At 74.5% G+C, this 25,227-nt stretch carries 22 protein-coding genes; 16 read left to right on the top strand and 6 right to left on the bottom strand.

Annotation, left to right across the window (positions count from 1 at the left end):
• Positions 1 to 120: 120 nt before the first annotated feature.
• Genes uraD (ACFPL3_RS22305) through pucL form a run of 4 tightly spaced genes read left to right on the top strand, consistent with a single transcriptional unit; the run spans position 121 to position 3,685 of the window.
• Positions 121 to 2,043: a 2-oxo-4-hydroxy-4-carboxy-5-ureidoimidazoline decarboxylase gene (uraD, locus tag ACFPL3_RS22305; RefSeq protein ID WP_343942555.1), complete on the top strand. Its 1,923-nt coding sequence runs from the start codon at positions 121 to 123 to the stop codon at positions 2,041 to 2,043.
• Entirely contained in the window at positions 2,040 to 2,522 is a 483-nt protein-coding gene (uraD, locus tag ACFPL3_RS22300) for a 2-oxo-4-hydroxy-4-carboxy-5-ureidoimidazoline decarboxylase (RefSeq protein WP_343942554.1), read from the top strand. Before uraD (ACFPL3_RS22305) ends, uraD (ACFPL3_RS22300) begins: the two co-directional genes overlap by 4 nt.
• Positions 2,519 to 2,836 (top strand): hydroxyisourate hydrolase, encoded by a 318-nt coding sequence (uraH, locus tag ACFPL3_RS22295; RefSeq protein WP_343942553.1) that lies wholly within the window; start codon positions 2,519 to 2,521, stop codon positions 2,834 to 2,836. Before uraD (ACFPL3_RS22300) ends, uraH begins: the two co-directional genes overlap by 4 nt.
• A gap of 3 nt (positions 2,837 to 2,839) precedes the next feature.
• Positions 2,840 to 3,685 carry a factor-independent urate hydroxylase gene (gene pucL, locus ACFPL3_RS22290; RefSeq protein ID WP_343942552.1) on the top strand — a complete coding sequence of 282 codons (846 nt, stop codon included), beginning with the start codon at positions 2,840 to 2,842 and terminating at the stop codon, positions 3,683 to 3,685.
• A gap of 124 nt (positions 3,686 to 3,809) precedes the next feature.
• Here pucL and ACFPL3_RS22285 read toward each other — a convergent pair whose 3' ends face one another.
• The 4 genes from ACFPL3_RS22285 to ACFPL3_RS22270 are packed head-to-tail and all read right to left on the bottom strand — an operon-like array spanning position 3,810 to position 7,394.
• Entirely contained in the window at positions 3,810 to 4,340 is a 531-nt protein-coding gene (locus tag ACFPL3_RS22285) for a GNAT family N-acetyltransferase (RefSeq protein ID WP_343942551.1), read from the bottom strand.
• On the bottom strand, positions 4,337 to 5,200 hold the full coding sequence (locus tag ACFPL3_RS22280) for an alpha/beta hydrolase (protein ID WP_343942550.1): 864 nt from the start codon (positions 5,198 to 5,200) through the stop codon (positions 4,337 to 4,339). The genes ACFPL3_RS22285 and ACFPL3_RS22280 overlap by 4 nt, the downstream gene beginning before the upstream one ends.
• Positions 5,201 to 5,228: 28 nt before the next feature.
• Positions 5,229 to 5,807, bottom strand: a complete 579-nt coding sequence (locus ACFPL3_RS22275; protein ID WP_343942549.1) for a TetR/AcrR family transcriptional regulator — start codon at positions 5,805 to 5,807, stop codon at positions 5,229 to 5,231.
• Positions 5,808 to 5,852: 45 nt separating this feature from the next.
• Positions 5,853 to 7,394 carry a PucR family transcriptional regulator gene (locus ACFPL3_RS22270; RefSeq protein WP_379589616.1) on the bottom strand — a complete coding sequence of 514 codons (1,542 nt, stop codon included), beginning with the start codon at positions 7,392 to 7,394 and terminating at the stop codon, positions 5,853 to 5,855.
• A 94-nt stretch (positions 7,395 to 7,488) separates the two neighbouring features.
• Here ACFPL3_RS22270 and ACFPL3_RS22265 point away from each other — a divergent pair, with 94 nt between their 5' ends.
• Genes ACFPL3_RS22265 through gcl form a run of 10 tightly spaced genes read left to right on the top strand, consistent with a single transcriptional unit; the run spans position 7,489 to position 18,656 of the window.
• Entirely contained in the window at positions 7,489 to 8,361 is an 873-nt protein-coding gene (locus ACFPL3_RS22265) for an FAD binding domain-containing protein (protein ID WP_379589615.1), read from the top strand.
• Between the two features lies 1 nt (position 8,362).
• Positions 8,363 to 8,827: a (2Fe-2S)-binding protein gene (locus ACFPL3_RS22260; RefSeq protein ID WP_343942545.1), complete on the top strand. Its 465-nt coding sequence runs from the start codon at positions 8,363 to 8,365 to the stop codon at positions 8,825 to 8,827.
• The gene (locus ACFPL3_RS22255; RefSeq protein ID WP_343942544.1) at positions 8,824 to 10,164 is read left to right on the top strand and encodes an 8-oxoguanine deaminase; all 1,341 of its coding nucleotides are present in this window, start codon (positions 8,824 to 8,826) and stop codon (positions 10,162 to 10,164) included. The genes ACFPL3_RS22260 and ACFPL3_RS22255 overlap by 4 nt, the downstream gene beginning before the upstream one ends.
• Entirely contained in the window at positions 10,161 to 12,437 is a 2,277-nt protein-coding gene (pucD, locus tag ACFPL3_RS22250; RefSeq protein WP_343942543.1) for a xanthine dehydrogenase subunit D, read from the top strand. Before ACFPL3_RS22255 ends, pucD begins: the two co-directional genes overlap by 4 nt.
• A gap of 59 nt (positions 12,438 to 12,496) precedes the next feature.
• Positions 12,497 to 12,874 carry an allophanate hydrolase-related protein gene (locus ACFPL3_RS22245; RefSeq protein WP_343942542.1) on the top strand — a complete coding sequence of 126 codons (378 nt, stop codon included), beginning with the start codon at positions 12,497 to 12,499 and terminating at the stop codon, positions 12,872 to 12,874.
• Positions 12,871 to 14,175: an allantoinase AllB gene (allB, locus tag ACFPL3_RS22240; RefSeq protein WP_343942541.1), complete on the top strand. Its 1,305-nt coding sequence runs from the start codon at positions 12,871 to 12,873 to the stop codon at positions 14,173 to 14,175. Before ACFPL3_RS22245 ends, allB begins: the two co-directional genes overlap by 4 nt.
• 3 nt (positions 14,176 to 14,178) lie before the next feature.
• Positions 14,179 to 15,177 (top strand): allantoicase, encoded by a 999-nt coding sequence (gene alc / locus ACFPL3_RS22235; protein ID WP_343942540.1) that lies wholly within the window; start codon positions 14,179 to 14,181, stop codon positions 15,175 to 15,177.
• A 43-nt stretch (positions 15,178 to 15,220) separates the two neighbouring features.
• Complete coding sequence (locus ACFPL3_RS22230) at positions 15,221 to 16,000, top strand: hydroxypyruvate isomerase family protein (RefSeq protein ID WP_343942539.1); 780 nt, start codon at positions 15,221 to 15,223, stop codon at positions 15,998 to 16,000.
• Positions 15,997 to 16,878: a 2-hydroxy-3-oxopropionate reductase gene (locus ACFPL3_RS22225; RefSeq protein WP_343942538.1), complete on the top strand. Its 882-nt coding sequence runs from the start codon at positions 15,997 to 15,999 to the stop codon at positions 16,876 to 16,878. Before ACFPL3_RS22230 ends, ACFPL3_RS22225 begins: the two co-directional genes overlap by 4 nt.
• Positions 16,878 to 18,656: a glyoxylate carboligase gene (gcl, locus tag ACFPL3_RS22220; RefSeq protein ID WP_379589614.1), complete on the top strand. Its 1,779-nt coding sequence runs from the start codon at positions 16,878 to 16,880 to the stop codon at positions 18,654 to 18,656. Before ACFPL3_RS22225 ends, gcl begins: the two co-directional genes overlap by 1 nt.
• A gap of 91 nt (positions 18,657 to 18,747) precedes the next feature.
• On the opposite strand, the gene ACFPL3_RS22215 is transcribed toward gcl, so the two are convergent.
• On the bottom strand, positions 18,748 to 21,195 hold the full coding sequence (locus tag ACFPL3_RS22215) for a putative bifunctional diguanylate cyclase/phosphodiesterase (protein ID WP_379589613.1): 2,448 nt from the start codon (positions 21,193 to 21,195) through the stop codon (positions 18,748 to 18,750).
• A gap of 135 nt (positions 21,196 to 21,330) precedes the next feature.
• On the bottom strand, positions 21,331 to 22,473 hold the full coding sequence (locus ACFPL3_RS22210) for an ROK family protein (RefSeq protein WP_343942536.1): 1,143 nt from the start codon (positions 22,471 to 22,473) through the stop codon (positions 21,331 to 21,333).
• 199 nt (positions 22,474 to 22,672) lie between these two features.
• On the opposite strand from ACFPL3_RS22210, the gene ACFPL3_RS22205 reads away from it, so the two are divergent.
• Entirely contained in the window at positions 22,673 to 24,178 is a 1,506-nt protein-coding gene (locus tag ACFPL3_RS22205) for a sugar ABC transporter ATP-binding protein (protein WP_343942535.1), read from the top strand.
• Positions 24,175 to 25,227: an ABC transporter permease gene (locus tag ACFPL3_RS22200; protein ID WP_379589612.1), complete on the top strand. Its 1,053-nt coding sequence runs from the start codon at positions 24,175 to 24,177 to the stop codon at positions 25,225 to 25,227. Before ACFPL3_RS22205 ends, ACFPL3_RS22200 begins: the two co-directional genes overlap by 4 nt.

Genomic DNA, 25,227 nt, shown 5'->3' with positions numbered 1-25,227 from the left:
TGGGATCGCACAAACCCGGGTGGCGGGTGCGGCGCGGGGTTCGTAAGTTCCGCGGGTGTCCGGGGCAGGCCCCGGGCGCGATCGTGAATCGTCCCCGCCGCCGCGCACAGCGAGGTGCCCATGCCGCGCCGCCCGTCCCGCCGCATCCACCCGGTCGACCAGGTCCTGCCCGTAGGCAAGCTCGCCGTCTACGGGTTCCAGCACGTGCTCGCGTTCTACGCGGGCGCGGTGATCGTGCCGATCCTGCTCGCGGGCGCGATCGGGCTGTCCGAGCGCGAGCTCGTCCACCTGATCAACGCCGACCTGTTCACCTGCGGGATCGCCTCCATCATCCAGGCCGCCGGGTTCTGGAAGATCGGGGTGCGGCTGCCGCTGCTGCAGGGCGTCACGTTCACGGCCGTCTCGCCGATGATCGCGATCGGGCTCGCGGCGGGCGGCGGCACCGAGGGCCTGCTCGTGATCTACGGCGCGGTGATCGTCGCCGGGCTGGCGACGTTCCTGATCGCGCCGTTCTTCGGTCGCCTGATCCGGTTCTTCCCGCCCGTCGTCACCGGGTCGGTGATCCTGGTGATCGGGCTCGCCCTGCTCCCGGTGGCCGCGGCCGACGCCGTCGGCGGCGCCTCCGCACCGGACCCCGGCAACCCGCGCTACCTCGCCTACGCCCTCGGCACGCTCGCCGTGATCGTGGCGATCCAGCGACTGTTCCGCGGGTTCCTCGCCACGGTCGCCGTGCTGGTCGGCCTCGTGCTCGGCACGTTCGTGGCGTGGCTGCTCGGCGACGCGCACTTCGGCGCCGTGGGCGAGTCGGCGTGGTTCGGGGTGACCACCCCGTTCTACTTCGGGTGGCCGCAGTTCAGCTTCGCCGCGATCGTGTCCATGATCGTGGTCATGCTCATCACCGCGGTGGAGACCACCGGGGACGTCTTCGCCACCGGCGAGATCGTCGGCAAGCGCGTCGGGCGCGAGGACGTCACCCGCGCGCTGCGGGCCGACGGCCTCGCCACCACCATCGGCGGCGTCCTCAACTCCTTCCCCTACACCTGCTTCGCCGAGAACGTCGGGCTCGTGCGCCTCACCCAGGTCAAGAGCCGCTGGGTGGTCGTGGCCGCGGGCGGGTTCATGATCCTGCTCGGGCTGCTGCCCAAGGCCGGCGCCGTGGTGGCCGGGATCCCGCACCCGGTGCTCGGCGGCGCCGCGCTCGCCATGTTCGCCACGGTGGCCGTGGTCGGCATCCAGACGCTCTCGCGCGTCGACTTCCACGACCACCGCAACGTTGTGATCGTCGGTACGAGCGTCGGGCTCGCCATGTTCGTCACGGCCCAGCCCGACGTGGGCACAGCCGTCCCGGGGTGGGCGCAGATCGTGTTCGGGTCCGGGATCACGCTCGGCAGCCTCACCGCGATCGTGCTCAACATCGCGTTCCACCACCTCGGCCGCAGCCGCGGGCCCGCCGTGGCCGGAGCGCCCGGGGCCGACGCCGTGCGGCTCGAGCAGGTCAACCGGATGAGCCGCGACGATTTCGTGGACACGTTCGGGCGGCTCTTCCAGGGCGGCCCCGACACCCGCGCCGCCGTCGTCGGCCGCGCGTACGACCGGCGCCCGTTCGCCGACACCGCGAACCTGCGCGCAGCGTTCCAGGAGGCCCTGTTCTCCGCGCCGCACGAGGAGCAGCGCGCGCTCATGACGACCTACCCGGACCTGGGCGCCGACGCGGTGGCCGACGGCGACGAGGGCGAGGAGTCCGCCCGCGACCAGGCGAGCGTCGGGCTCGACCGGCTCGCCGACGAGGACCACGACGAGCTCGTGGCGCTCACCGAGGCCTACCGGGAGAAGTTCGGGTTCCCGCTGATCGTGTGCGTGCGCGACTCCGGTTCCCGGGACCGCGTGCTCGCCGAGGGGCAGCTGCGCCTTGCCAACTCCCCGGCGCAGGAGCACGCCGCGGCGCTGATCGAGATCGCGAAGGTGGCCAACCGCCGCTTCTCCGACCTCGTGGCCGACGCCAACCCGATCGCCACCGCGCGCACGAGAGCGTTCGGCCGATGAGGCTCGACGAGTGGAACGCCCTCGACCCGGCCGCCGCTGAGCGCGAGCTGCGCCAGGTGTGCGTCGCACCCCGCTGGGCGCAGGAGGTGGCGGCGAGCCGGCCGCACCCCGACCTCGCGTCGCTGCAGGCCACCGCGGAGGTCGCGCTCACCGACGCGGACCTCGACGAGGCGATGGCCGGCCACCCCCGGATCGGTGACCGCACCGCAGGCGGCGCGTCCCGGCGCGAGCAGAGCGGGGTGGCCGGCGCCGACGCGGAGGTCCTCGACGCCCTCGCCGAGGGCAACCGCGCCTACGAGGAGCGCTTCGGGCACGTCTACCTGGTGTGCGCCACCGGCCGCAGCGCCCAGGAGCTGCTCGACGTCCTGCGCGCCCGGCTCGGCAACGACGCGGCCACCGAGCGGGCGGTGGCGCTCGCCGAGCTGGCCGCGATCAACCGGCTGCGCATCGCGCGCCTGTTCGACGAGGGAGCCGCATGAGCCTGTCCACCCACGTCCTCGACGCGACGCGCGGCACGCCGGCCGCCGGCGTGCCCGTCCGGCTCACCACGGTGGACGGGCGCGAGCTCGCCGCCGCCGTCACCGACGCCGACGGGCGGGTCCGCGACCTCGGCGGCCTCACCGCGGGCGACCACCGGCTCGTGTTCGCCACGGGGGAGTACTTCGCGGCCACCGGCCAGAAGGGGTTCTACCCCGAGGTGGTCGTCACCTTCACCGTCACCGACCCCGCGGCGCACCACCACGTGCCGCTGCTGCTGTCCCCCTTCTCCTACTCGACCTACCGCGGGAGCTGACTGATGTCGATCATTCTCGGCGCGAACCAGTACGGGAAGGCGGAGAACCGCCTCGTCCGGATCTACCGGGAGACCGCGCGGCACGAGATCCGCGACGTCACCGTGTCCACCGCGCTGCGCGGCGACTTCGCCGCCGCCCACCTGGAGGGCGACCAGGGCAAGGTGCTGCCCACCGACACGCAGAAGAACACCGCGTACGCCTTCGCCAAGGAGCACGGCCTGCGCGCGATCGAGGACTACGCGCTCACCCTGGCCCGGCACTTCGTCGACGACGTCGAGCCGGTGCACGGCGCGCGGATCGCGGTCGACGAGTTCGCGTGGGACCGGGTGCCGGTGGGCGGCGAGGGGCACGACCACACCTGGGTGCGCCGCGGCCCCGAGGTGCGCACCACCGAGGTCGACGTGTCCGCCGAGGGCACCGAGGTCGTGTCCGGCCTGCGCGACCTGGTGCTGCTCAAGTCGACCGGCTCGGAGTTCCACGGCTTCCTCACCGACCGCTACACCACCCTCCCCGAGACCGACGACCGGATCATGGCCACGGCCCTCGTGGCGCGGTGGCGCTACTCCGAGCTGGACGTCGACTGGGACAAGACCTGGGTCGACGCGCGCCGGATCCTGCTCGAGAAGTTCGCCACCGTGCACTCGCTCGCGCTCCAGCAGACCCTCTGGGAAATGGGCCGCGGCGTGCTCGAAGCCCACCCGGCGATCGCCGAGATCCGCCTGCAGGCGCCCAACAAGCACCACTTCGCCGTGGACCTCTCGCCCTTCGGCCTGGACAACCCCAACGAGGTCTTCTACGCCGCCGACCGCCCGTACGGCCTGATCGAGGCGACGGTCACGCGCTCCTGAGGGTCTCCCGCCCTCGGTCCCCCGCCCCCGTATGCCGGCAAGGTGGCTTTACTGGCGTAATCGGCCAGTAAAGCCACCATGCTGGCGCAGCCGGGGGTGCGGGGCGGGCTGGCACGGCCCCGGGTCAGCGCGTGAGGTCGGCCAGCAGGTCCTCGTGGGTCACGGTCCAGGCCGCGGGGCCCAGCTGGGCCACGAATTGCACGGTCTCGCCGTCGAACCAGGGGCGGGCCCAGGGCAGCACCCGGCGCGCGAGCCGCTGCATCGCCTCGTTCTCCGGCAGCACCGAGCCGTGCAGCTCGGTGTAGCCGATCTCCTCGGCGTGCGCGGCGAGGGCCGTGAGCAGGAGCCTGCCGACGCCGCGGCGCTGCCAGGCGTCGACGACGGCCACCGCCACGTCCGCTGCACCGGACCCGGCCCGGAACACCTGGGCGAGCCCGATCGGCCCGGCCCCGGCGACCTCGGCCACCAGGGCGGCGTGGCGCGACCCGTCGACGTCCACCAGCGTGGCGCGCAGGGCCGCGGGTAGGCGCGGCACGGGGGCGTGGAAGCGCAGGTAGCGGCTGCGCGGGGACAGCCCGGCGACCACGGCGTCGACGACGGCGGGGGCGTCCGCGCGGTCGAGGACGTGCACGACGGGCTCGGCGAGGGTGGTCATGCCGGCCGCCGGACCGTCCGGGCGCCCGCGATGAACCGGACGACCTCGTCGACCACCGCGGGGTCGCGCAGCAGCCTGCGGTGGCCCAGCCCCTCGGTGGTGAGCAAGCGGGCCCCCGGCCAGGAGGCGGCGATGGCGCGGCCGTGCTCGGGCCCGACCTCGCGGTCGGCCGCGTCGTGCACCACGAGGGTGGGCGGCACCGGTACCGACCGGGGCAACGCCGGCACGTCGAAGGTCTCCCATGGCATGCCCACCCGGCGCACGACCAGGCGTTCCAGCTCAGCCCGCACCCGGGCCCCGGCGCCGAGCCGTGCCACGAACCCGTCGAGCATCCACCGGGGGTCGGCCGGCGGGGCGATGAGGACGAGTGCCGAGGGGCGCAGCCCGCAGCGCACGGCGTGTGCGGCGGCGGCCGCGCCGATCGAGTGGGCGATCACCGCGCGCGGCGCGTCCTGCTCACCCGCGGCCGCGCGCAGGGCGGCCGCGAGCTCGGGGATGGTGGTGGAGCGCGGCCCGCGGGCGCCCGCGGGCGAGGCCCCGTGGCTCGGGGCGTCGTGGGCGACCACCCGGTACCCGGCCGCCACCAGCGGCGCGACGAACGCGCCGAGCTGCTCGCTGCGCCCACCCCAGCCGTGCACGAGGTGGACCGGCTCGCCCGCGCCCCAGGCCACCGCGTGCAGCACCCGCCCGGACAGCTCCACCCGGATCGCCTCCCCTGGTGGCAGGGCGGGCAGCCGGTGGCGCGGGATCGCCGGCGGGACCGTGAACCACGCCCGCGCCGCGAACCGGGCGGCGAGCGACGGCGCCCACCGCTCACCCCAGCCAAAGGCACGAACGATCGTGCTTTTTTTCGCTGACACGGGCACGGGGTCCTCCAGGGGGACGGGGTCAGGCGGCGGCCGCGAGGAGCGCGTCGAGCGCGCGGCGGGCGCGGTCGGCGGCCTGCGGGTCGGCGAGCAGGCGGCTCGCCAGGTGGTAGGACAGCATCACGCCCATGATGTCCTGGGCGAACTGGTGCGGGTCTGCATCGGCGCGGAAGTGACCCTCGCCGATGCCGCTGGTGAAGACCGTGGCGAGCGTGTCGGTCCAGTCGCGCTGCACGCGCACGACGCTCTCGCGCACGGGCCCGGGCTGGTCGTCCAGCTCGAAGCTGGCCGCGACGAGGGGGCAGCCGCCCTCGGTGGAGTCCCACGCGAGCCAGCGCTCGAACAGGTCCCGCACCCGGGGTTCGCCCCGTGGCGCCTTGAGCGCGGGGCGGATGACGTCGTCGACGAACCGCTCCGAGCTGTACCGCAGCACCTGCAGCTGCAGCGACTCCTTCGAGCCGAAGTGGGCGAACAACCCGCTCTTGCTCATGCCGGTCTGCGTGGCGAGCGAACCGATGGTGAGGCCGCCGAGGCCGACGCGGCGCGCCAGCCGGCCCGCCTCGTCGAGGATGACCCCACGGGTCGCCTCACCCTTGCTCATGCCGACCTTTTTAGCACGACCGTTCGTGTGGCGTCGAGCCGATCCTCAGAGCGAGCGCAGCGCCAGGTACACGTCGACGCGGTCGGGGAGCTCGGCCAGGTTGCGGCCCGTCAGCTCCTCGACCCGCCCGATCCGGTACCGGACCGTGTTGACGTGCAGGTGCAGCTGCTGGGCCGCGCGGCTCCACGAGCCGGAGCAGTCGAGGAACGCCTGGAGGGTCTCGCGCAGGCCGGCGCCGGTGCGGGCGTCGTAGTCGAGCACGGGCTCCAGCACGCGCACGGCGAACGCGCGGCGCACCTCGTCGGGCACGGCGGCGAGCAGCGCCACGTGCGAGGTGACCTCCGCGCCGGTGACCACGTGCACCGGGCCGGGGCCGCGGGAGGCCAGGTCGCGGGCGTGCCGGGCCTCCTGCAGCGCCCCGGAGAGGGCCTCCAGCGTCGCGGGCCGGCTCACGCCCACCGTGAGCCGGTCCGGCCCGACCCCGGGGGCGAGCCGCTGCAGCGCGGTGGCCAGCACCGCGTCGGACGGCGCGTCGGGCGGGCCCGCGGGCAGCAGCGCCACCGCCAGCCCGTCGTGCAGGCCGACGGCGGGCGGTCCGACGTGTGCGGCCGCGTCGACCAGCACGGAACGGGCGGTCTCGGCGCGCTCCGCCGCCCCGAACCCGGCCACCGCGACGACCAGTGGCGCGTCCGGGTCGAGACCGGCTTGCCGCAGCCGCACGGCCGTCTCCGGACGGCCCGCGGAGCCCTCGGCGACGAGCGCGATGGCGTCCTCGGCGATCTCGCGGGCCAGCCGGTGGCCCTCGCCGCGGCGGGCGCGGTCGAGGGCGGTGATCGCCACCAGCTCGCCGACGGTGTCGCCGACCTCGCTGTCCCAGCGGGTGCAGTCGCCGTCGGCCAGCACGAACCACGACGTCACGCGCTCCTCGGACGACGGACCCACCGGGAACACCGAGCGCTCCGCCCCGGGCACCACCGCGGGCAGCCGGTGCGCGGTGAGGAACGTGGTGACGGCGGCGTCGAGCTCGGCGCCTGCGAGCGGGATCGGCCCCGCCACGACCGCGCGCCCGGTGGCCGAGAGCACCCGGATCACCACCCCGGTGGTCATCGAGACCTCGGCGGCGAGCTCGTCGAGCCCGAGCCCGCCCGCCACGGCGGAGAGCAGCCGCCGCTGCCGGCCGAGGGTGAGCGCGAGCCGGTCACCGCGGGCGGCCGTGAGCGCCCCGACCACCAGTTCGGTCACCGCGGCGAACGACACCTCCTCGGGCACGGCGAGCAACGCGAGGTCGTGGCGGCGGCATGCCGCGACCAGGTCGTCGGGGATGCCGTGGAACACCGCCTCGCCCGCGGCGAGCGCCACCGCGCCCGCGCCGGCCACGGCGGCGACGAACCGCTCGCTGTCGGCGGGCTCGCGGCGCCAGACCAGCCCGCTGATCACCAGCTCTCCGCCGGACAGGTAGCGGGCCGGGTCGATCAGGTCGGTGGTGTAGACCCAGCGGACGGGCCGGTCCAGGGCGTCCGGCGCGCTGCCCGCGTGCAGCAGCCGCAGCCCCAGTGCGGGGTTGGCGAGCAGGTCGCGCAGCTGCATTGGAGGAACCTACAACCCGTTCGGGGTCCCGGGTCGGGCGATTCGTCACGTCGGCGACTTCTGCGCGTCCCGGGCGCGCGCTGTACTTCTGGGCATGGACTTCCTCGCCCCGACGACGTGGGCCGACGCCCTCGCGGCGAAGGCCGAGCAGCCGGACGCGGTGCCCCTGGCCGGGGGCACCGACGTGATGGTCGAGCTGAACTTCGACCACCGCCGCCCGCCCGCGCTGCTCGACCTCACCCGCGTGCCCGAACTGCGCGAGTGGGGCACCGAGACCGACGGCCGGATCCGGCTGGGAGCCGGGGTCACCTACACCCGGATCATCGACGAGCTGGGCGACCGGCTGCCGGGGCTCGCGATGGCCGCGCGGACCGTCGGGTCCCCGCAGATCCGCAACCGGGGCACCGTGGGCGGCAACCTCGGCGCGGCCTCGCCCGCGGGCGACAGCCACCCGCCGCTGCTCGCGGCCGACGCCGAGGTGGAGGTGGCGTCGGTGCGCGGGGCCCGTCGCATCCGCGCCGCGGAGTTCTACACGGGCGTCAAGTGCAACGCGCTGGCCCCCGACGAGCTGATCGCGGCGGTGCTGATCGCGCCGGCGAGCGGGCCGCAGCAGTTCTGCAAGATCGGCACGAGGAACGCGATGGTGATCGCCGTGTCGGCGTTCGGGCTGGCCCTGCACCCGCAGCGGCAGGCCGTCGGCACCGGCATCGGCTCGGCGGCGCCCACCCCGCGCCGTGCCGACGCCGCCGCCGAGTTCCTCGCGGGCGAGCTCGCCGCGGCCGGGCTGTGGGAGTCGCGCGGCCCGCTGCCCGAGGGGCTCGCCGTGGAGTTCGGGCGGAAGGTCCGCGACGCCGCCGCCCCCATCGACGACGTGCGCGGCAGCGCCGCGTACCGCCTGCATTCCCTGTCGGTGATGGCGCGCCGCGCCGCCACCTGGGCATGGGACGACTACCGGAGGGCCGCCTGACATGAAGATCGAACTCACGATCAACGGCGAGCGGCGCGAGGCCGACGACGTGTGGGCGGGCGAGAGCCTGCTCTACGCCCTGCGCGAGCGCCTCGGCCTGCCCGGTTCGAAGAACGCCTGTGAGCAGGGTGAGTGCGGCTCCTGCACCGTCTACCTCGACGGCACCCCCGTCTGCTCGTGCCTGGTGGCCGCGGGGCAGGCGCACGGCCGCGAGGTCACCACCGTGGAGGGGCTCGGCTCGGGTGAGGACCTGCACCCGGTGCAGCAGGCGTTCGTGGAGCGCGGGGCCGTGCAGTGCGGCTTCTGCACGCCGGGCCTGATCGTGTCCACCCACGACCTGCTGCAGCGCAACCCGCACCCGAGCGACCCGGAGATCCGGGAGGCGCTCGCGGGCAACCTCTGCCGCTGCACCGGGTACGAGAAGATCATGGATGCGGTCCGCACCGCGGCGGAGGCTGCGGAATGATCATCATCGAGGGTGCGCACGTCGTCACCGTCTCCGGCGAGGAACACCCGGACGGGCACGTCGTCGTCGACGGCAACCGGATCACCGCGGTCGGGCGGGGGCCCGCGCCGCGCGCCGAGGGGGCGCGCGTCGTGGACGGGCGGGGCTGCCTGCTCACCCCGGGCTTCGTCAACACCCACAACCACCTCTACCAGTGGGTCACCCGCGGCCTCGCCGTCGACGCGACGCTGTTCGAGTGGCTCACCACGCTCTACCCGGTGTGGGCGGGCATCGACGAGCGCGCGGTGCACGTCGGCGCGAGCGGGGCGCTGGCCCAGCTGGCCCGCACCGGCTGCACCACCAGCACCGACCACCACTACGTCTTCCCGCGCGGGGGCGGCGACGTGCTCGGCGCCGAGATCACCGCCGCGCGCGAGGTGGGGCTGCGCTTCCACCCCACCCGCGGGTCGATGGACCTCGGGCAGCGCGACGGCGGCCTGCCGCCCGACCACGTCGTGGAGGACCGCGACGCCATCCTCGCCGCGTCCGAGGAGGCGATCGACCGCTGGCACGACCCCTCACCCGGGGCGATGCTGCGGATCGGGCTGGCGCCCTGCTCGCCGTTCTCCGTGACGGGCGAGCTGATGCGGGAGTCCGCCGAGCTGGCGCGGCGCCGCGGCGTGCGGCTGCACACCCACCTCGCCGAGACCCTCGACGAGGAGGATTTCTGCCGCGAGCGGTTCGGCTGCACGCCCCTGGAGTACGTCGAGGGCCTGGGCTGGACCGGCGAGGACGTCTGGTTCGCCCACGCGATCCACCTCGACGACGCCGCGGTGAAGAAGATCGGCGACACCGGCACGGGCGTGGCGCACTGCCCGTCGTCCAACGCGCGGCTCGGCGCCGGCATCGCCCGCACCCGCGACCTGCGCGACGCGGGCGCCCGCATCGGCCTCGGCGTGGACGGGGCGGCGAGCAACGAGGCGGGCAGCCTGCTGGAGGAGGTCCGCCACGCCGTGCTCTTCGCCCGCGCGGTCGGCGGCCCCACCGCCCTGTCGGTGCGCGACGGCCTCGCGCTGGCCACCCTCGGCGGCGCCGCCGTGCTGGGGCGCACCGACGAGCTCGGCTCGATCGAGGAGGGCAAGCTCGCCGACCTCGCCCTCTGGCGGCTCGACGGCCCGGCCCACGCCGACGTCGCCGACCCGGTGGCCGCGCTCGTGCTCGGCGCCCCGCCGCCCCTGGAACTGCTGCTCGTGGACGGGCGCCCGGTGGTCGAGCGCGACCGCGTGGTCACCGTCGACGCGGACGCGCTGGCCCGCGAGGCCCAGGCCGTCCACCGCGACCTCCTGGAGAAGGCATGACCAGCACCGAAACGGGAAGCCGCACGTCCGGGCGCATCGGCGACAGCCCGCTGCGCCCCGACGGCACGCTCAAGGTCACCGGCGAGTTCGCGTACGCGAGCGACCTGTGGCACGACCAGATGGTCTGGGGCGTCACCCTGCGCAGCCCACACCCGCACGCCCGGATCGTGGCGATCGACACCGGGCCCGCGCTCGCGGTGCCCGGGGTGTGGGCGGTGCTCACCGCCGCCGACGTACCCGGTGAGAACTCCGTGGGCCTGGAGCACCAGGACACCCCGGTCCTGGCGCGCGACGTGGTGCGTTACCAGGGCGAGCCGGTGGCGCTGGTGGCCGCCGACCACCCGGAGACCGCCCGGCGCGCCGCGAAGAAGATCGTCGTGACGTACGAGGAGCTGCCGGCCGTCACCGACCCGCGCAAGGCGCTCGACCCGGACGCCCCGCAGGTGCAGCCCGGCGGCAACCTCGTGCGCCACCTGAAGCTGCACCGCGGGGAGGAGGACCAGAGCGCGCCGGTCGTCGTGGCGCTCGACTTCGAGGTCGGCATGCAGGACCAGGCGTTCCTGGGCCCCGAGTCCGGCCTCGCGGTGCCGGCCGAGGACGGCGGCATCGACCTCTACGTGGCCACGCAGTGGCTGCACGTCGACCAGCGCCAGGTCTGCCGCGCGCTCGGCATGGGCCCGGACAAGGTGCGGCTGCACCTGGCGGGCGTCGGCGGGGCCTTCGGCGGCCGCGAGGACCTGTCCATGCACGTCCACGCCTGCCTGCTCGCGCTGCACACCGGCAAGCCGGTGAAGATGAGCTACTCGCGCGAGGAGTCGTTCTTCGGGCACGTGCACCGCCACCCGGCGTGGCTGCACTACGAGTTCGGCGCCGAGCGCGACGGCACCCTGGTCTATGCCAAGGCCGACATGCTCTTCGACGGCGGCGCCTACGCGTCGTCCACACCCGCGGTGGTCGGCAACGGCGGCACGCTGGGGCTGGGCCCGTACCGGATCCCGAGCGTCCGCGTCGACGCGCGGGGCGTGTACACCAACAACCCGCCGTGCGGGGCGATGCGCGGGTTCGGCTGCGTGCAGGCGGCGTTCGCGCACGAGGCGCTGATGGACGAGCTGGCCGACACCGTCGGCGTCGACCGCGTGGAGATCCGCGCCCGCAACGGCATGCGCGAGGGCGACGTCAACATCACGGGGCAGCTGATCGACTCCGCCGCCCCGGTGGCCGAGCTGATCCGCACCGTCCGCGACCTGCCCCTGCCCCCCGAGCCGGCGGGCGAGCGCGACCTGCGCGACCTGCCCGGCGGCGTCTCCAACACCACGCACGGCGAGGGGGTCGTGCGCGGCGTCGGCTACGCGGTGACCTACAAGAACGTCGGGTTCTCCGAGGGCTTCGACGACTACTCCACCGCCCGCGTGCGGCTGCAGGTGACCGGCGGCGAGCCGGTGGCCACCGTGCAGACCGCGGCGGCCGAGGTCGGCCAGGGGCTGATCACCGTCGAGCAGCAGATCGTGCGCACCGAGCTGGGCGTCGACCGGGTGGTCGTCGCGCCCAAGGACACCTCCGTCGGGTCCGGGGGCTCCACGTCGGCGTCGCGGCAGACCTACGTCACCGGCGGCGCGGTGAAGGCGGCCTGCGAGGCCGTGCGCGCCTCGGTGCTCGCGCGCGCCGCCGGCGTGCTGGGGCGGGCCGACCTGCGCCTGGACGGCATCAAGGTCGTCGATGCGGGCGGGGAGGTGCTCGCCGACCTCGTGGAGGTCCTCGGCGACGACGCAGTGGAGGAGACCGTCGAGTGGCGCCACCGCCCGACGCACCCGATCGACCCCGAGACCGGCCAGGGCGACGCCCACGTCCAGTACGCCTTCTCCGCCCACCGGGCCGTCGTCGACGTCGACGTGGAGCTCGGCCTGGTCAAGGTCGTGGCGCTGGACACCGCGCAGGACGTCGGCAAGGCGATCAACCCCGACGCGGTCGTCGGCCAGATCCAGGGCGGCAGCGCGCAGGGCATGGGCCTCGCGCTGATGGAGGAGGTGGTGGTGCGCGACGGCATCGTGCAGAACCCGTCGTTCACCGACTACCTGATCCCCACGATCCTCGACATGCCGCCGATGAAGATCGAGGTTCTCGAGTACGCCGACCCGCACGCCCCTTACGGTGTGCGGGGGGTCGGCGAACCGCCGACGATCTCCAGCGGCCCCGCCGTCGCGGCCGCGATCCGGGCGGCGACGGGGCGCGCCCTGCGCCGCGTCCCGATCCGGCCCGAACACATCGTGCCGTGAGTGGATACGAGTGCTGGAGCACTCGTATCCACTCACGACCCCTGGGAGGCTGTTCCTCGATGCCACGGATGTTCCTGAACGGCACCGCGATGTCCGGCGGCGCCGACCACCACCTCGTCGGCGACGCCCCGCTGGTGGCCCGCACCACCACCGCGCCGCGCTACCGCTTCCACGCCGTCGGCGGGAAGTACCCGGCACTCGAGGACGTCGGCGAGGGCGGGGCCGCGGTCGAGGGCGAGGTCTACGACCTGTCCTACGAGCAGCTGCGGGAGGTCCTGCTGCCCGGCGAGCCCGACGGGCTGGAGCTCGGGGTCGTCGAGCTGGCCGACGGCAGCGGGTCGCTCGCCATGATCCTGCGCCGTGAGTATCCGCAGCTGCCGCCGCTGGAGGACATCTCGGAGCTGGCGAGCTGGCGCGCCTACCAGGAGAGAACGTGATCGTCATCCGGGCGCGGCGGGCCGTCGTCGACGGCACCGACGGTCCGGCGGCCGTGCTGGTGGCGGGGGAGCGCATCCAGGCGGTGCTGCCCTACGACATGCCCCTCGACGCGCAGGACGTGGTGCTCGCCGACGACGAGGTGCTGCTGCCCGGGCTGGTCGACACCCACGTGCACGTCAACGAGCCGGGCCGCACCGAGTGGGAGGGCTTCGCCACGGCCACCCGCGCCGCGGCCGCGGGCGGGGTCACCACGATCGTCGACATGCCGCTCAACTCGCTGCCGCCCACCGTGGACGTCGCCGCGCTGCAGACCAAGCGCGCGGCCGCCGACGGGCAGTGCGCCGTGGACGTCGGGTTCTGGGGTGGGGCGATCCCCGGCAACGCGGGCGAACTCGGGAAGCTGCACGCCGAGGGCGTCTTCGGCGTCAAGTGCTTCCTGCTCGACAGCGGGGTGCCGGAGTTCCCGCCCCTGGACGTCGACGGCCTGCGGACCGCGCTCGAGGCGGTGGCCGAGTTCGGCGGCCTGCTCATCGCCCACGCCGAGGACGCCACGGCGGTGCGGCCGGCGGCCGGCCGCCGCTACGCCGACTTCGTGGCGTCCCGCCCGCGCGCCGCGGAGGACGGGGCGATCGCCACGCTGCTACGGCTGGCCCGCGAGACCGGGGCGCGGGTGCACGTGGTGCACCTGTCGGCGGCGTCCGCGCTGCCGCAGCTGGCCGCCGCCAGGGCCGAGGGCGTGCCGGTGAGCGTCGAGACCTGCCCGCACTACCTCGCGCTCACCGCCGAGGAGGTGCCCGACGGTGACACCCGGTTCAAGTGCTGCCCGCCCGTGCGCGAGGCCGCCAACCGGGACGCGCTGTGGGCGGGCCTCGCCGGCGGCGTGATCGACATGGTGGTCTCGGACCACTCGCCCTCGCCGCCGGAGCTCAAGCACCTCGACACCGGCGACTTCGGCACGGCCTGGGGTGGCATCGCGTCGCTGCAGGTCGGGCTGCCGGTCGTGTGGACCGAGGCCCGGCGGCGCGGGCACCACCTCGCCGACGTCGTCGAGTGGATGGCGCACGCGCCCGCCGCGCGCGTCGGCCTGCAGCGCAAGGGCCGCATCGCCGCGGGCGCCGACGCCGACCTGGTCGTCTTCGCACCCGACGCGCCCTACACGGTGGGGGAGCTGCACCACCGCCACCCGGTCACGCCCTACGCGGGCCGGGAGCTCACCGGCGTCGTGCGCCAGACGTGGCTGCGCGGCACACCGGTGGACGGGCCGCCCCGGGGGCGGCTGCTGCGACGAGGGGAGGACTGACCGATGGCCGACTTCCGGGAGCTGCCCGACCTGGCGCTGCGTTCGCTCGGCGGCGCGGTCGTGCACGCCAACGACGACGCGTTCGCCGCCAAGGAGAACCTGATCACGCCGGGCCGGCCCGCGTTCGACCCCACGACCTTCGGCGCGCAGGGCAAGGTCTACGACGGCTGGGAGACCCGCCGCAGGCGCGAGCCGGGCCACGACGAGGCGGTCGTGCGCCTCGGCGTCTCCGGGGTGGTGCGCGGCGTCGTGGTCGACACGGCGTGGTTCACGGGAAACTATCCGCCTGAGGTGGCCGTCGACGGCGCGGTCGCCGACGGCACGGACGACCCGGTGGACTGGACGCCGCTCGTGCCGCGCAGCCCCGTCGCCGGCGACACCGAGAACGCCTTCGCCGTGGAGCACCCCGGCCGGATCACCCACGTCCGGCTGCGGATCTTCCCCGACGGCGGGGTCGCCCGGCTGCGGGTGCACGGCGAGTCCCTGCCCGACCCGGAGCTGCTCGATCTGCTCGGCACCACCGACCTCGCGGCGCTGGTGCACGGCGGCCGCGTCGTCGGCTGCTCGAACGCGTTCTACGGCTCCCCGAACAACCTGCTGATGCCCGGCCCGGCCCGGCACATGGGCGAGGGCTGGGAGAACGCCCGCCGCCGCGACGACGGCAACGACTGGGTGGAGGTCGCGTTCGTCGCCGAGGCCGCGCTCGTGCTGGCCGAGCTCGACACGAGCTGGTTCCTGCACAACGCCCCCGGCTGGGCGGGCCTCACCGGCCGCACCGCCGACGGCGGCACCGTCGAGCTGCTGGAGCGCACCCCGCTGCGGCCCGACACCCGCCACCGGTTCCGCGTGCCCGCCACCCCGGTCACGCACGTCCGCATGGACGTCCACCCCGACGGCGGCATGGCCCGCCTGCGCCTGCACGGCGCGCTCACCCCGGGCGGGCGGGCGGAGCTCGCCGCGCGCTGGTCCGGAAGTTCAGGAAAGCCACATTCAGGGCCGTAGCGGCCCGGAAAGTGGCTTTCCTGACCCATCTCACGGAGGACATGTGACCCGCTGGACCGTCAACTGCTCGATCCTCTTCACCGAGCTGCCCCTGCTCGAGCGGCCCGCCGCGGCGAAGGCCGCAGGATTCGACGCCGTCGAGTTCTGGTGGCCCTTCCCCACGGCCGCGCCGTCCGACGCCGAGGTCGACGCGTTCGTGGGCGCGATCGAGGACGCGGGCGTGCAGCTCACCGGGCTCAACCTGGCCGCGGGTGACATGCCCGGTGGCGACCGCGGGCTGGCGTCGTGGCCGGGGCGCGAGACCGAGTTCCGCGACAGCATCGACGTGGCCGCGGGCATCGGCAAGCGGCTGGGCACGCGGGTGTTCAACGCGCTCTACGGCAACCGCGTCGAGGGCGCGGACCCGCGCGACCAGGACGACATCGCCGTGCAGAACCTCGCCCGCGCGGCCGCCCTCCTCGAGGGCACCGTGGTGATCGAGCCGCTCTCCGGCGCCGATCGCTACCCGCTGCGCACCGCGGCGGACGCCCTTGCGGTGGTCGACCGGGTGGGGGCGCCGAACGTCGCGCTCTTGGCCGACCTCTACCACCTCGCCGTGAACGGCGAGGACCTCGCCGCCGTGATCCGCGACCACGCGCCGCGGATCGGGCACGTCCAGATCGCCGACGCCCCCGGCCGCCACGAGCCCGGCACCGGCGAGATCCCCTTCGACGAGCACCTGCCCGCCCTGTCCGCGGCCGGCTACACCGGCTGGATCGGGCTGGAGTACGTGCCGTCCACCACCACCGACAGCGCATTCGACTGGATGGAGCGCAGCAAGTGACCACGATCGGATTCATCGGCCTCGGCATCATGGGCGCCCCCATGGCCGGGCACCTGATCGACGCCGGCCACGACGTGGTCGGCTACAACCGGTCCCGCCCGGCGGTGGACCGGCTCGTGGAGCGTGGCGGGCGCGCCGCCGACAGCGTGGCCGACGCCGTGCGCGACGCCGAGGTCGTGATCACGATGGTGCCGGACAGCCCGGACGTCGAGGCCGTGGCGCTCGGCGACGACGGGATCTACGCCGCCGCGAAGCCCGGCACCCTGCACATCGACTGCTCGACGATCCGCCCCGACGTCGCCCGCGCGGTGGCCGCCGCCGGCAACGAGCGCGGCATCCGCGTGGTCGACGCGCCGGTGAGCGGCGGGGAGGCCGGCGCGAAGGAGGGCACGCTCTCGATCATGGTGGGCGGCTCGGCCGAGGACGTCGAGGCCGCGCGCCCGTACCTGGACGTCGTGGGCGGCACCGTGGTGCACGTCGGGCCGTCCGGGGCGGGCCAGACCGTCAAGGCGGCCAACCAGCTGATCGTGGCGGGCAACATCGAGCTGCTCGCCGAGGCGCTGGTGTTCCTCGAGGCCCACGGCGTGGACACCGAGGCGGCCACCGAGGTGCTCGGGGGCGGCCTGGCCGGCAGCACCGTGCTGCAGCGCAAGGCCGCGGGCATGCGGGCCCGCGAGTTCGCGCCCGGCTTCCGCATCGACCTGCACCACAAGGACCTGGGCATCGTCACGGCCGCCGCCCGCGAGGCCGGCGTCACGATCCCGCTGGGCGCGCACGTCGCGCAGCTGGTGGGGGCGCTGCGCGCCATGGGCCACGGCGACCTCGACCACAGCGCACTCCTGCTGCTCGTCGAGCGGTTGTCGGGAAGGAGTACGTGATGACCGAGCCAGAAGGAATGAAACTGCGCGCCGTCGACGCCGCCGTCGCGATCCTGCGCCGCGAGGGGATCTCGCACCTGTTCGGGGTCCCCGGCGCGGCGATCAACCCGTTCTACGACGCAGTGCGCCGGGACGGCTCGCTGCAGCACGTGCTCGCCCGGCACGTGGAGGGCGCCGCCCACATGGCCGACGGCTACAGCCGCACGGCCGCCGGGAACATCGGCGTCTGCATCGGCACGTCCGGCCCCGCGGGCACCGACATGATCACCGGTCTGTACGCCGCCGCGGCCGACTCGGTGCCCCTGCTCGCGATCACGGGGCAGGCACCGGTGGCGCGGCTGCACAAGGAGGACTTCCAGGCCGTCGACGTGGCCGCGATCGCCGCTCCCGTCGCCAAGTGGGCGGTCACGGTGCGCGAGCCCGGGCAGGTGCCGGGCGCGTTCGCCCAGGCCTTCCACCTGATGCGCTCCGGGCGGCCGGGGCCGGTGCTGATCGACCTGCCGCTCGACGTGCAGCAGGCCGGGATCGCCTTCGACGTCGACACCTACACCCCGTTGCCCGTGCACCGGCCCGCGGCCACCCGCGCCCAGGCCGAGAAGGTCCTGGACATGCTCGCGGCGGCGCGGCGGCCGCTGATCGTCGCCGGGGGCGGGATCATCGGGGCAGACGCGTCCGCGGAGCTGGTGGAGCTGGCCGAGCTGCTCGACGTGCCGGTGGTGCCCACGCTGATGGGCTGGGGCGCGATCCCGGACGACCACCCGCTCATGGCGGGCATGGCGGGTCTGCAGACCTCCCACCGCTACGGCAACGCCACCTTCCTGGCCTCCGACTTCGTGCTCGGAATCGGCAACCGGTGGGCCAACCGGCACACCGGCGGCCTGGACGTCTACCGCGCCGGGCGCACGTTCGTGCACGTCGACGTCGAGCCCACCCAGGTGGGGCGGGTGTTCGCGCCCGACTACGGCGTGGTGTCGGACGCGGGCGCGTTCCTGCGCGAGACGATCGCCGCCGCCCGCGACCGGTCGCTGCCCGACCGCAGCGCCTGGGTGCGCGAGTGCGCGGGCCGCAAGGGCACCCTGCAGCGCCGCACCCACTTCGACGACATCCCGATCAAGCCGCAGCGGGTGTACGAGGAGTGCAACCGGGCGTTCGGGCCCGACACCCGCTACGTCACCACGATCGGGCTGTCCCAGATCGCGGCCGCGCAGCTCCTGCACGTCCAGCAGCCGCGGCACTGGATCAACGCGGGCCAGGCCGGCCCTCTCGGCTGGACCGCACCCGCCGCGCTCGGCGTGCGCGCAGCCGACCCCGACGCGTTCGTGGTGGCCGTCTCCGGCGACTACGACTTCCAGTTCATGATCGAGGAGCTCGCGGTGGGCGCGCAGTTCAACCTGCCCTACCTGCACCTCGTGCTGAACAACTCCTACCTCGGGCTCATCCGCCAGGCGCAGCGCGCGTTCGACATGGACTACTGCGTGCAGCTCGGCTTCGACAACGTCAACGCCCCCGGCCTGGGCAAGTACGGCGTCGACCACGTGGCGGTGGCCGAGGGGCTGGGCTGCAAGGCGCTGCGGGTCACCGACCCGCGCGAGCTCCCGGCCGCGTTCGCCCGGGCCCGCGAGCTCATGGCCGTGCACCGGGTGCCCGTGGTCGTCGAGGTGATCTGCGAGCGGGTCACGAACATCGCCATGGGCGCCGAGATCGACGCCGTGCAGGAGTTCGAGGAGCTCGCCACCACCCGCGCCCACGCGCCGACCGCCACCGTGCCGCTCGTCTGAGCGCCGGTCGCCTCCCGAAGGCCAGGAAAGCCACATTCAAGGCCGGAGCGGCCCTGAATGTGGCTTTCCTGAACCTCCCGGAGGGAGGCCCTCAGCTGGTCTCGGAGACCGGGCGGAACCAGCGCCCGGCCGCGAGGCGGGTGTCGCTCGTGCGCATCCCGCGCAGGTGGGGGGCGAGGATCGGCAGGTCGGCCAGCACCGCGGGGGTGAGCTGGGCCGCGGTGGCCGGGCGGGCCACGAAGTGGCCCTGCACGAGGTCGCAGCCCTGCCTGCGCAGCTCGTGCAGCTGCCCCGCGCGTTCGACGCCCTCGGCGACGGTGCGCAGGCCCAGGTGGCGGGCGAGTTCGAGCAGGCCACGCAAGAACCAGCGCTGCTGCTCGTCGTGGTCGATGTGCGCCACGAACGACCGGTCGATCTTCACGGTGTCGACGGGGGTGCGGGCGAGCCGGGACAGCGTGCTGTAGCCGGTGCCGAAGTCGTCGAGGGCGATCCGGACGCCGAGCTCGCGCAGCCGGTGCATCACGTCGACGGCGTTGCCGGGGCGGTTGTTCACGGCCGTCTCGGTCATCTCCAGCGCGAGCTGGCCGGGGGAGAGGCCGTAGCGGCGCAGGACGCCCGCCACCCGGTCGGGCAGGCCGCTGTCGCCGAACTCGGTGGGGTCGACGTTGACCGCGATGCGCAGGCGCCGGTGGGCGAGCCCGGCGTTCCACAGGCCCAGCTGGGCGCAGCTTTGCTCCAGCATGAGCGCGGTGAGCTGGCCGGACAGGCCCGCGGCAGCGCAGGCCGGGATGAACGTCGACGGGGGAACGGCCTCGCCCTCGTGCGTCCAGCGGGCCAGCACCTCCATGGCGGAGATCCGCCCGGACACCGGGTCGACGACGGGCTGGTAGATGGCGTGGACGTCGCCGCGGTGCAGGGCGTCGGCGAACGCCTCGGGCAGCGGCGGGCGCACCTTGCGCACCGCGTGGCGCCCGTTGCGGCCGGGCGCCTCCCCGTCGAGCTCGGCGGTGTGTGCGGCCACGTCGCCCTTGCCGGACGCCTTCACCGCGTACATGGCCACGTCGGCGCGGTGCACCAGGGTGGCGGCGCGGGTGGCGGCGTCGGTGCCGGTGTCCTGCCCGGCCTCGACGGTGGCCACGCCGATGCTGGCCCCCACCGCCACCGACCGGCCGTGCACGTGGAACGGGTCGCGCAGCGTGGCGAGCAGGCGCCGTGCCGCGGTGGTGGCGTCGTCGCCCTGCTCGACGAGCACGGCGAACTCGTCGCCGCCGAGCCGGGCGAGGGTGTCGGCGCTGCGCAGCGCTCCCTTCAGGCGACCGGCCACCCCGACGAGCAATGCGTCGCCCGCGGCGTGCCCGAGCGTGTCGTTGACGGCCTTGAACCCGTCGAGGTCGATGAACGCCACGGAGACCGGCTGCCGGGTGCGCTCGGCGCGGCCGAGTGCGTGCTCGAGCCGGTCGAGGAACAGCGCGCGGTTGGCGAGGCCGGTGAGCGGGTCGTGGAAGGCGAGGTGGTGCAGCTGCACCTCGCGTTGCTGGATGGCGCGGGTGAGCTCCTGGTTCTCCCGGACGGTGACGTACTGGCGCCCGAGCACGAGCAGCACCAGTGCGGCGATGCACGCCACCTCGACCACGTCGAGGCCCACCCCGCCGGTGGCCTCGACCGCGACGAGCAGGGCGGCGAGCGCGAGCGGCAGGTAGGGCAGCAGGCCGGCGCGCACGGAGTCGCGGGGCGCGGGCGCGCTGGGCAGCTCCGCGGCCGGGTCGTCCCGCACGAGTGTGGCCGCCACCCCGATGAGGCAGAACGCGATCCGCCATCCCCACTCGACCACCGAGCCGGTGGCGTAGGCGCCGCCCGACACCTGGTGGGCGAACACCGCGTCGGAGACCGCGATCGCGAGCACGGCCGTGCCGAGCAGGCCCCAGCGCACCGGCGAGCCGCGCGTGCGGGCAAGCGTGAGCACGGTGGCGCTCACGAGCACCGCGTCCGCCACGGGGTAGGCGAGTGCGGGTGCAGCCTGCAGCAGCGAGCGCCCGGAGTGCTCGAGCACCGGGTCGAGCACGGTGACCCACGCGACCAGGCCCACGGCGCAGCCGACGAGCAGCGTGTCGAGCACACGCCGCGCCCTGGCGAGGCCGGAGTCGGACGGCGTGAGGTGGGCCAGCCCCACCAGCGCGGCCACCGGGAAGGCGAGGAACCCGGCGTCGGCCGGTGACGGGAACGGGCTGGGCGTCCCCAGCAGGTTCTCCTGCACCGTCCACACGACCTGCCCGCCCGCCCAGCACCAGCAGGCCACGGCGAACGCGCCCCACCCGCGCCGCCCCGGGCCGCTGCTGCGCCGCGCCGCCCCGAGGCAGGCGAAGCCGCCTGCCAGGGAGAGCACGAGCAGGCCCACGTTCGCCACGAGCCGCTGCGCGTCGCCGTCGAGCACCGCGCCGAGCCCGCCCAGCGCCAGCAGCGCCACCGCGGCCGCCGCGGCCGCGGCGACGCCGCGGGGGCGGTCCGCTGCGCTCGACAGCGGGAGCGACGTGAGGCGCATCGATGTCCGTTCCATCCGGTTGCGGGACCAGCGGCTTTGCGTGGTCCAAGGGCTAGTGAATCCGGCCCGCTGCGGCGCGCGTCACCGGGGTCCCCTTATTCACCCGATCCCGTGATGCCGGAGGGGTTGCCCGGGTCACACACGCTGGGCGAACAGGAGCCCGATCGAGTCCGTCGACAGCACGCGTTCGATGCCCAGCACCGCGGCGCCCGCGAGCCCCGCGTACTCGCCCAGCACGCTGTTGGTGAGCACGAGGTTGCGGGTGGCCAGCGGGAGTGCGCGCTGGTAGGCGACGCTGCGCACGCCGGCGAGCAGCTCGTCGCTCGCCGCGGACAGGCCGCCGCCGATGGTCACCCGTGCCGGGTTGTAGAAGTGCACGAGCGTGGCGACGAGCTCGCCGATCAGTGCGGCCGCCTCGCGCACGGCCGCCACCGCGGCCCCGTCGCCGCGGGCGAGCAGGGCGCGCACCTCGTCGGTGGGGATCGGCGGGCCCGGCGCGCCGAGCTTGCGGGCGATGGCACCCGCGGATGCGACGGCCTCGATGCAGCCGACGTTGCCGCAGACGCACGCGTCGTCCGGGGCGCCGCGCACCCGGACGTGCCCGATGTCGCCCGCGGCGCCGTCGGCACCGTGGTGCAGCACCCCCTCACGGCTCACGAGGCCGCCGCCGATGCCTGTGCCGACCTTGACGAACAGCAGCGGCACCTGGTCGGCCGGCAGGGCCCTGGCCTCGCCGAGCGCGCGCAGGTTGACGTCGTTCTCCAGCACCGCGGGGCAGTCGAAGGTCTGCGACAGCCGAGCCGCCACCGGGTAGGCGTGCCAGCCCGGCATGATCGGCGGGCGGACCGGGACGCCCTGGGTGCCGTCCACGGGGCCGGGCAGGCCGATCACCACGGCGCGCACCGGAACGTCCTGCGGCACGGTTGCCAGCAGCTGGGTGAGCTGCGTCTCCACCGTTCGGAGCACCGCGTCGGGGCCGCGGTGCATGTCCACGCAGACCTCGGTGCGCGCGAGCATCCGCTGGCTCAGGTCGATCACGGCGAGGTGGGCGCTGCTCGCGCCGACGTCGGCGAGGAGCACGTGGCCGCCGCGCGGGGAGAGCGCGAGCCGGTCGGCAGGCCGGCCCCTCCCGGCGGTGGGCCGGGTGCCGTCGACCTGCAGCAGGCCGCGGGCCAGCAACTCGTCCACCGCGGTGCTGACGGTGGTGCGCGCGAGACCGGCCGCGGGCACGAGGTCGGCCTTGCTCACCGCGGCTCCGGAGGCCACCAGCCGGGCCACCGTGCTCAAGGTGGCGGCCGCGTCGGTTCGTCCGGTTCGCGCCGCGGACAGCCGCAGGGGAGGGAGGGGGGACGGTGGCAGCATCACAGCCCGATATCGACGGAAAACTCGCGGAAAGAGGCATTATTCCGTCGTTGTACGGCACTGGTCAATGCTCCTAGGTTCCGGGCTGGGGGACCCGTGACCGAGGTGTGGAGTGATGACTGGAGAGCCGCTGCTCGCGATGCGGGGCATCGTCAAGCAGTTCCCGGGTGTGCGCGCGCTCGACGGCGTCGATCTCGACGTCGCCGCCGGTGAGGTGCACTGCCTGCTCGGGCAGAACGGCGCGGGCAAGTCCACGCTGATCAAGGTGCTCGCCGGCGCCCATCGGCCGGACGCGGGCGAGATCGTCTGGGACGGCCGTCGCGTGTCGTTCGCCGCGCCGCAGGCCGCTGATGCCGCCGGCATCGCCACCATCTACCAGGAGCTCGACCTCGTCCCCGGTCTCTCGGTGGCGGAGAACATCGTGCTCGGGCACGAGCCCTCCCGGTACGGATTCAGCAGGCTGCGCGCCGCCGAGGACACCGCGCGGGCCCTGCTGCGCCGCCTCGGGCACCCCGAGATCCCGCCGCGCCGCGAGCTGGGCCGGCTCTCGGCGGCCGGCCAGCAGGTCGTGAGCATGGCGCGGGCGCTCGCCCGCGACGCCCGCCTGATCGTGATGGACGAGCCGTCGGCCGTTCTGGACCCCGAGGAGGTCCAGAACCTGTTCCGCGTCATCCGCGAGCTCACCGCCGACGGTGTCGCGGTCGTCTACATCTCCCACCGGCTCGAGGAGATCCGCGAGATCGGCGACCGCGTCACGGTGCTCAAGGACGGCCGCACGGTGGCGCGCAACCTCCCGGCCCGGGAGACGCCCACCGCCGACGTCATCCGCCTCATGACCGGCCGCACGATCGAGTACGTCTTCCCGGAGCGCACCGGCGACGTGGGCGAGGTCGTGCTGGAGGTCGAGGGGCTCTCCCGCGCGGGCGAGTTCGAGGACGTGTCGTTCACCGTGCGCGCGGGCGAGGTGGTCGGGCTCGCCGGGCTCGTCGGGTCGGGCCGCTCCGAGATCCTGGAGACCGTCTACGGGGCCCGCCCACCCACCGCGGGCACCGTGCGCGTGCGCGGACGCCGCGTGCGGCCGGGCTCGGTGCCCGCGGCCGTCCGGGCGGGCATGGGCCTGGCGCCCGAGGAGCGCAAGAGCCAGGGCCTGCTCCTGGCCGAGCCGGTGTTCCGCAACGTGTCGCTGCCCGGCATGGGCCGGTTCGCCCGCGCCGGGTTCCTCGGCCCGCAGGCCGACCTGGACGCCGCCGCGGACGTCACCGCGCAGCTCGACGTCCGCCCGGCCGACCCCACGCGCCCGGTACGCACGCTGTCGGGCGGCAACCAGCAGAAGGTCGTGCTCGCCCGCTGGCTGATGCAGGGCTGCACCGTGCTGCTGCTGGACGAGCCCACCCGCGGGGTGGACGTCGGTGCCCGCAGCGAGATCTACGCGCTGATCCGCAGGCTCGCCGCCGAGGGGGCGGCGATCGTGCTGGTGTCCAGCGAGGTGCCCGAGGTGCTCGGGCTCGCCGACCGCGTGCTCGTCGTACGGGAGGGCCGCGTCGTGCACGAGGCCCCCGCCGGGGAGCTGGACGAGGGTCGCGTTCTCGACCTGGTGATGGAAGGGAGCAGGGTGCCGTGACCGAGCGGACAACGGGACCGACCACGGTCCCCGCCGCCGACGAGCACGCGCGCGTCGAGAAGGCGGCCCGGGAAGCCGAGCCTGCCCGCTCGCCGTGGGCGCGGCTGCTGGAGGGCGGGGCAGGGCGCAACTTCGGGCTCGTCGCCGTGCTGGTGCTGCTGGGCCTCGTCGGGGTGGCCACCGCGGAGACGTTCCTGACGGTGTCGAACCTGCTCACCGTGCTGACCCAGGCCTCGATCATCGGCGTGCTCACCGTCGGCGTGACGTTCGTGATCATCGGCGGCGGGATCGACCTGTCGGTCGGCAAGGTGATGGCGCTGGCGTCGGTCTGGGCCACCACCGTCGCCACCCAGTCCTACGGGTGGGTCGTCATGATCCTCTGCGCGGTGGCGGTGGGCGTCGGCGCCGGGCTGGTCAACGGCCTGCTGATCGCCTACGGCCGGATCGTGCCGTTCATCGTCACCCTCGCCATGCTGATCTCCGCCCAGGGCCTCGCGGAGCAGATCTCGGGGCGGCGCAGCCAGATCGTCACCGACCCGGTGATCGCCGGCATCGCCAACACGCGCCTGCTGGGCATCCCGCTGCTGATCTACATCTTCGCGGCGGTCGTGGCCGTCGGCTGGGTGGTGCTCAACCGCACCACGTTCGGCCGCCGCACGTTCGCCATCGGCGGCAACCCTGAGGCGGCCCGGCTGGCCGGCCTGGACGTCCGGCGCCACACGGTGCTGCTCTACATGGTCTCCGGCCTGTGCTGCGGCATCGCCGCGATCATGATCGCCTCGCTCACCACCACGGGGTCGAGCACCCACGGCACGCTCTACGAGCTCGACGCGATCGCCGCGGTGATCATCGGCGGCACGCTGCTGTCCGGTGGCCGCGGCACGCTGATCGGCTCGATCCTCGGCGTATTGGTGTTCACGACGATCACGAACCTCTTCGTGCTGAACAACCTCGAGACCGACGTCCAGAACATCGCCAAGGGCGCGATCATCGTCGTCGCCGTGCTCATCCAGGCCAGGGCCCAGCGCTCGTCGGTTTCTTCCACCTGA

This window comes from Pseudonocardia zijingensis (assembly GCF_042657305.1).
GTDB classification, from domain to species: Bacteria; Actinomycetota; Actinomycetes; order Mycobacteriales; family Pseudonocardiaceae; genus Pseudonocardia; species Pseudonocardia zijingensis.
Note: the sequence above shows the minus strand (reverse complement) of the source record. Positions and strands in the feature narration are given on the sequence as shown.

Excerpts from the sequence above, each read along its gene's own strand:
- alc (WP_343942540.1), top strand. The coding sequence starts at position 14,179 with ATGGCCGACTTCCGGGAGCTGCCCGACCTGGCGCTGCGTTCGCTCGGC.
- ACFPL3_RS22265 (WP_379589615.1), top strand. The coding sequence starts at position 7,489 with ATGGACTTCCTCGCCCCGACGACGTGGGCCGACGCCCTCGCGGCGAAG.
- pucL (WP_343942552.1), top strand. The coding sequence starts at position 2,840 with ATGTCGATCATTCTCGGCGCGAACCAGTACGGGAAGGCGGAGAACCGC.
- uraH (WP_343942553.1), top strand. The coding sequence starts at position 2,519 with ATGAGCCTGTCCACCCACGTCCTCGACGCGACGCGCGGCACGCCGGCC.
- ACFPL3_RS22275 (WP_343942549.1), bottom strand. The coding sequence starts at position 5,807 with ATGAGCAAGGGTGAGGCGACCCGTGGGGTCATCCTCGACGAGGCGGGC.
- uraD (WP_343942555.1), top strand. The coding sequence starts at position 121 with ATGCCGCGCCGCCCGTCCCGCCGCATCCACCCGGTCGACCAGGTCCTG.
- ACFPL3_RS22270 (WP_379589616.1), bottom strand. The coding sequence starts at position 7,394 with ATGCAGCTGCGCGACCTGCTCGCCAACCCCGCACTGGGGCTGCGGCTG.
- ACFPL3_RS22215 (WP_379589613.1), bottom strand. The coding sequence starts at position 21,195 with ATGCGCCTCACGTCGCTCCCGCTGTCGAGCGCAGCGGACCGCCCCCGC.
- ACFPL3_RS22205 (WP_343942535.1), top strand. The coding sequence starts at position 22,673 with ATGACTGGAGAGCCGCTGCTCGCGATGCGGGGCATCGTCAAGCAGTTC.
- pucD (WP_343942543.1), top strand. The coding sequence starts at position 10,161 with ATGACCAGCACCGAAACGGGAAGCCGCACGTCCGGGCGCATCGGCGAC.
- ACFPL3_RS22255 (WP_343942544.1), top strand. The coding sequence starts at position 8,824 with ATGATCATCATCGAGGGTGCGCACGTCGTCACCGTCTCCGGCGAGGAA.
- ACFPL3_RS22245 (WP_343942542.1), top strand. The coding sequence starts at position 12,497 with ATGCCACGGATGTTCCTGAACGGCACCGCGATGTCCGGCGGCGCCGAC.
- uraD (WP_343942554.1), top strand. The coding sequence starts at position 2,040 with ATGAGGCTCGACGAGTGGAACGCCCTCGACCCGGCCGCCGCTGAGCGC.
- gcl (WP_379589614.1), top strand. The coding sequence starts at position 16,878 with ATGACCGAGCCAGAAGGAATGAAACTGCGCGCCGTCGACGCCGCCGTC.
- ACFPL3_RS22260 (WP_343942545.1), top strand. The coding sequence starts at position 8,363 with ATGAAGATCGAACTCACGATCAACGGCGAGCGGCGCGAGGCCGACGAC.
- ACFPL3_RS22285 (WP_343942551.1), bottom strand. The coding sequence starts at position 4,340 with ATGACCACCCTCGCCGAGCCCGTCGTGCACGTCCTCGACCGCGCGGAC.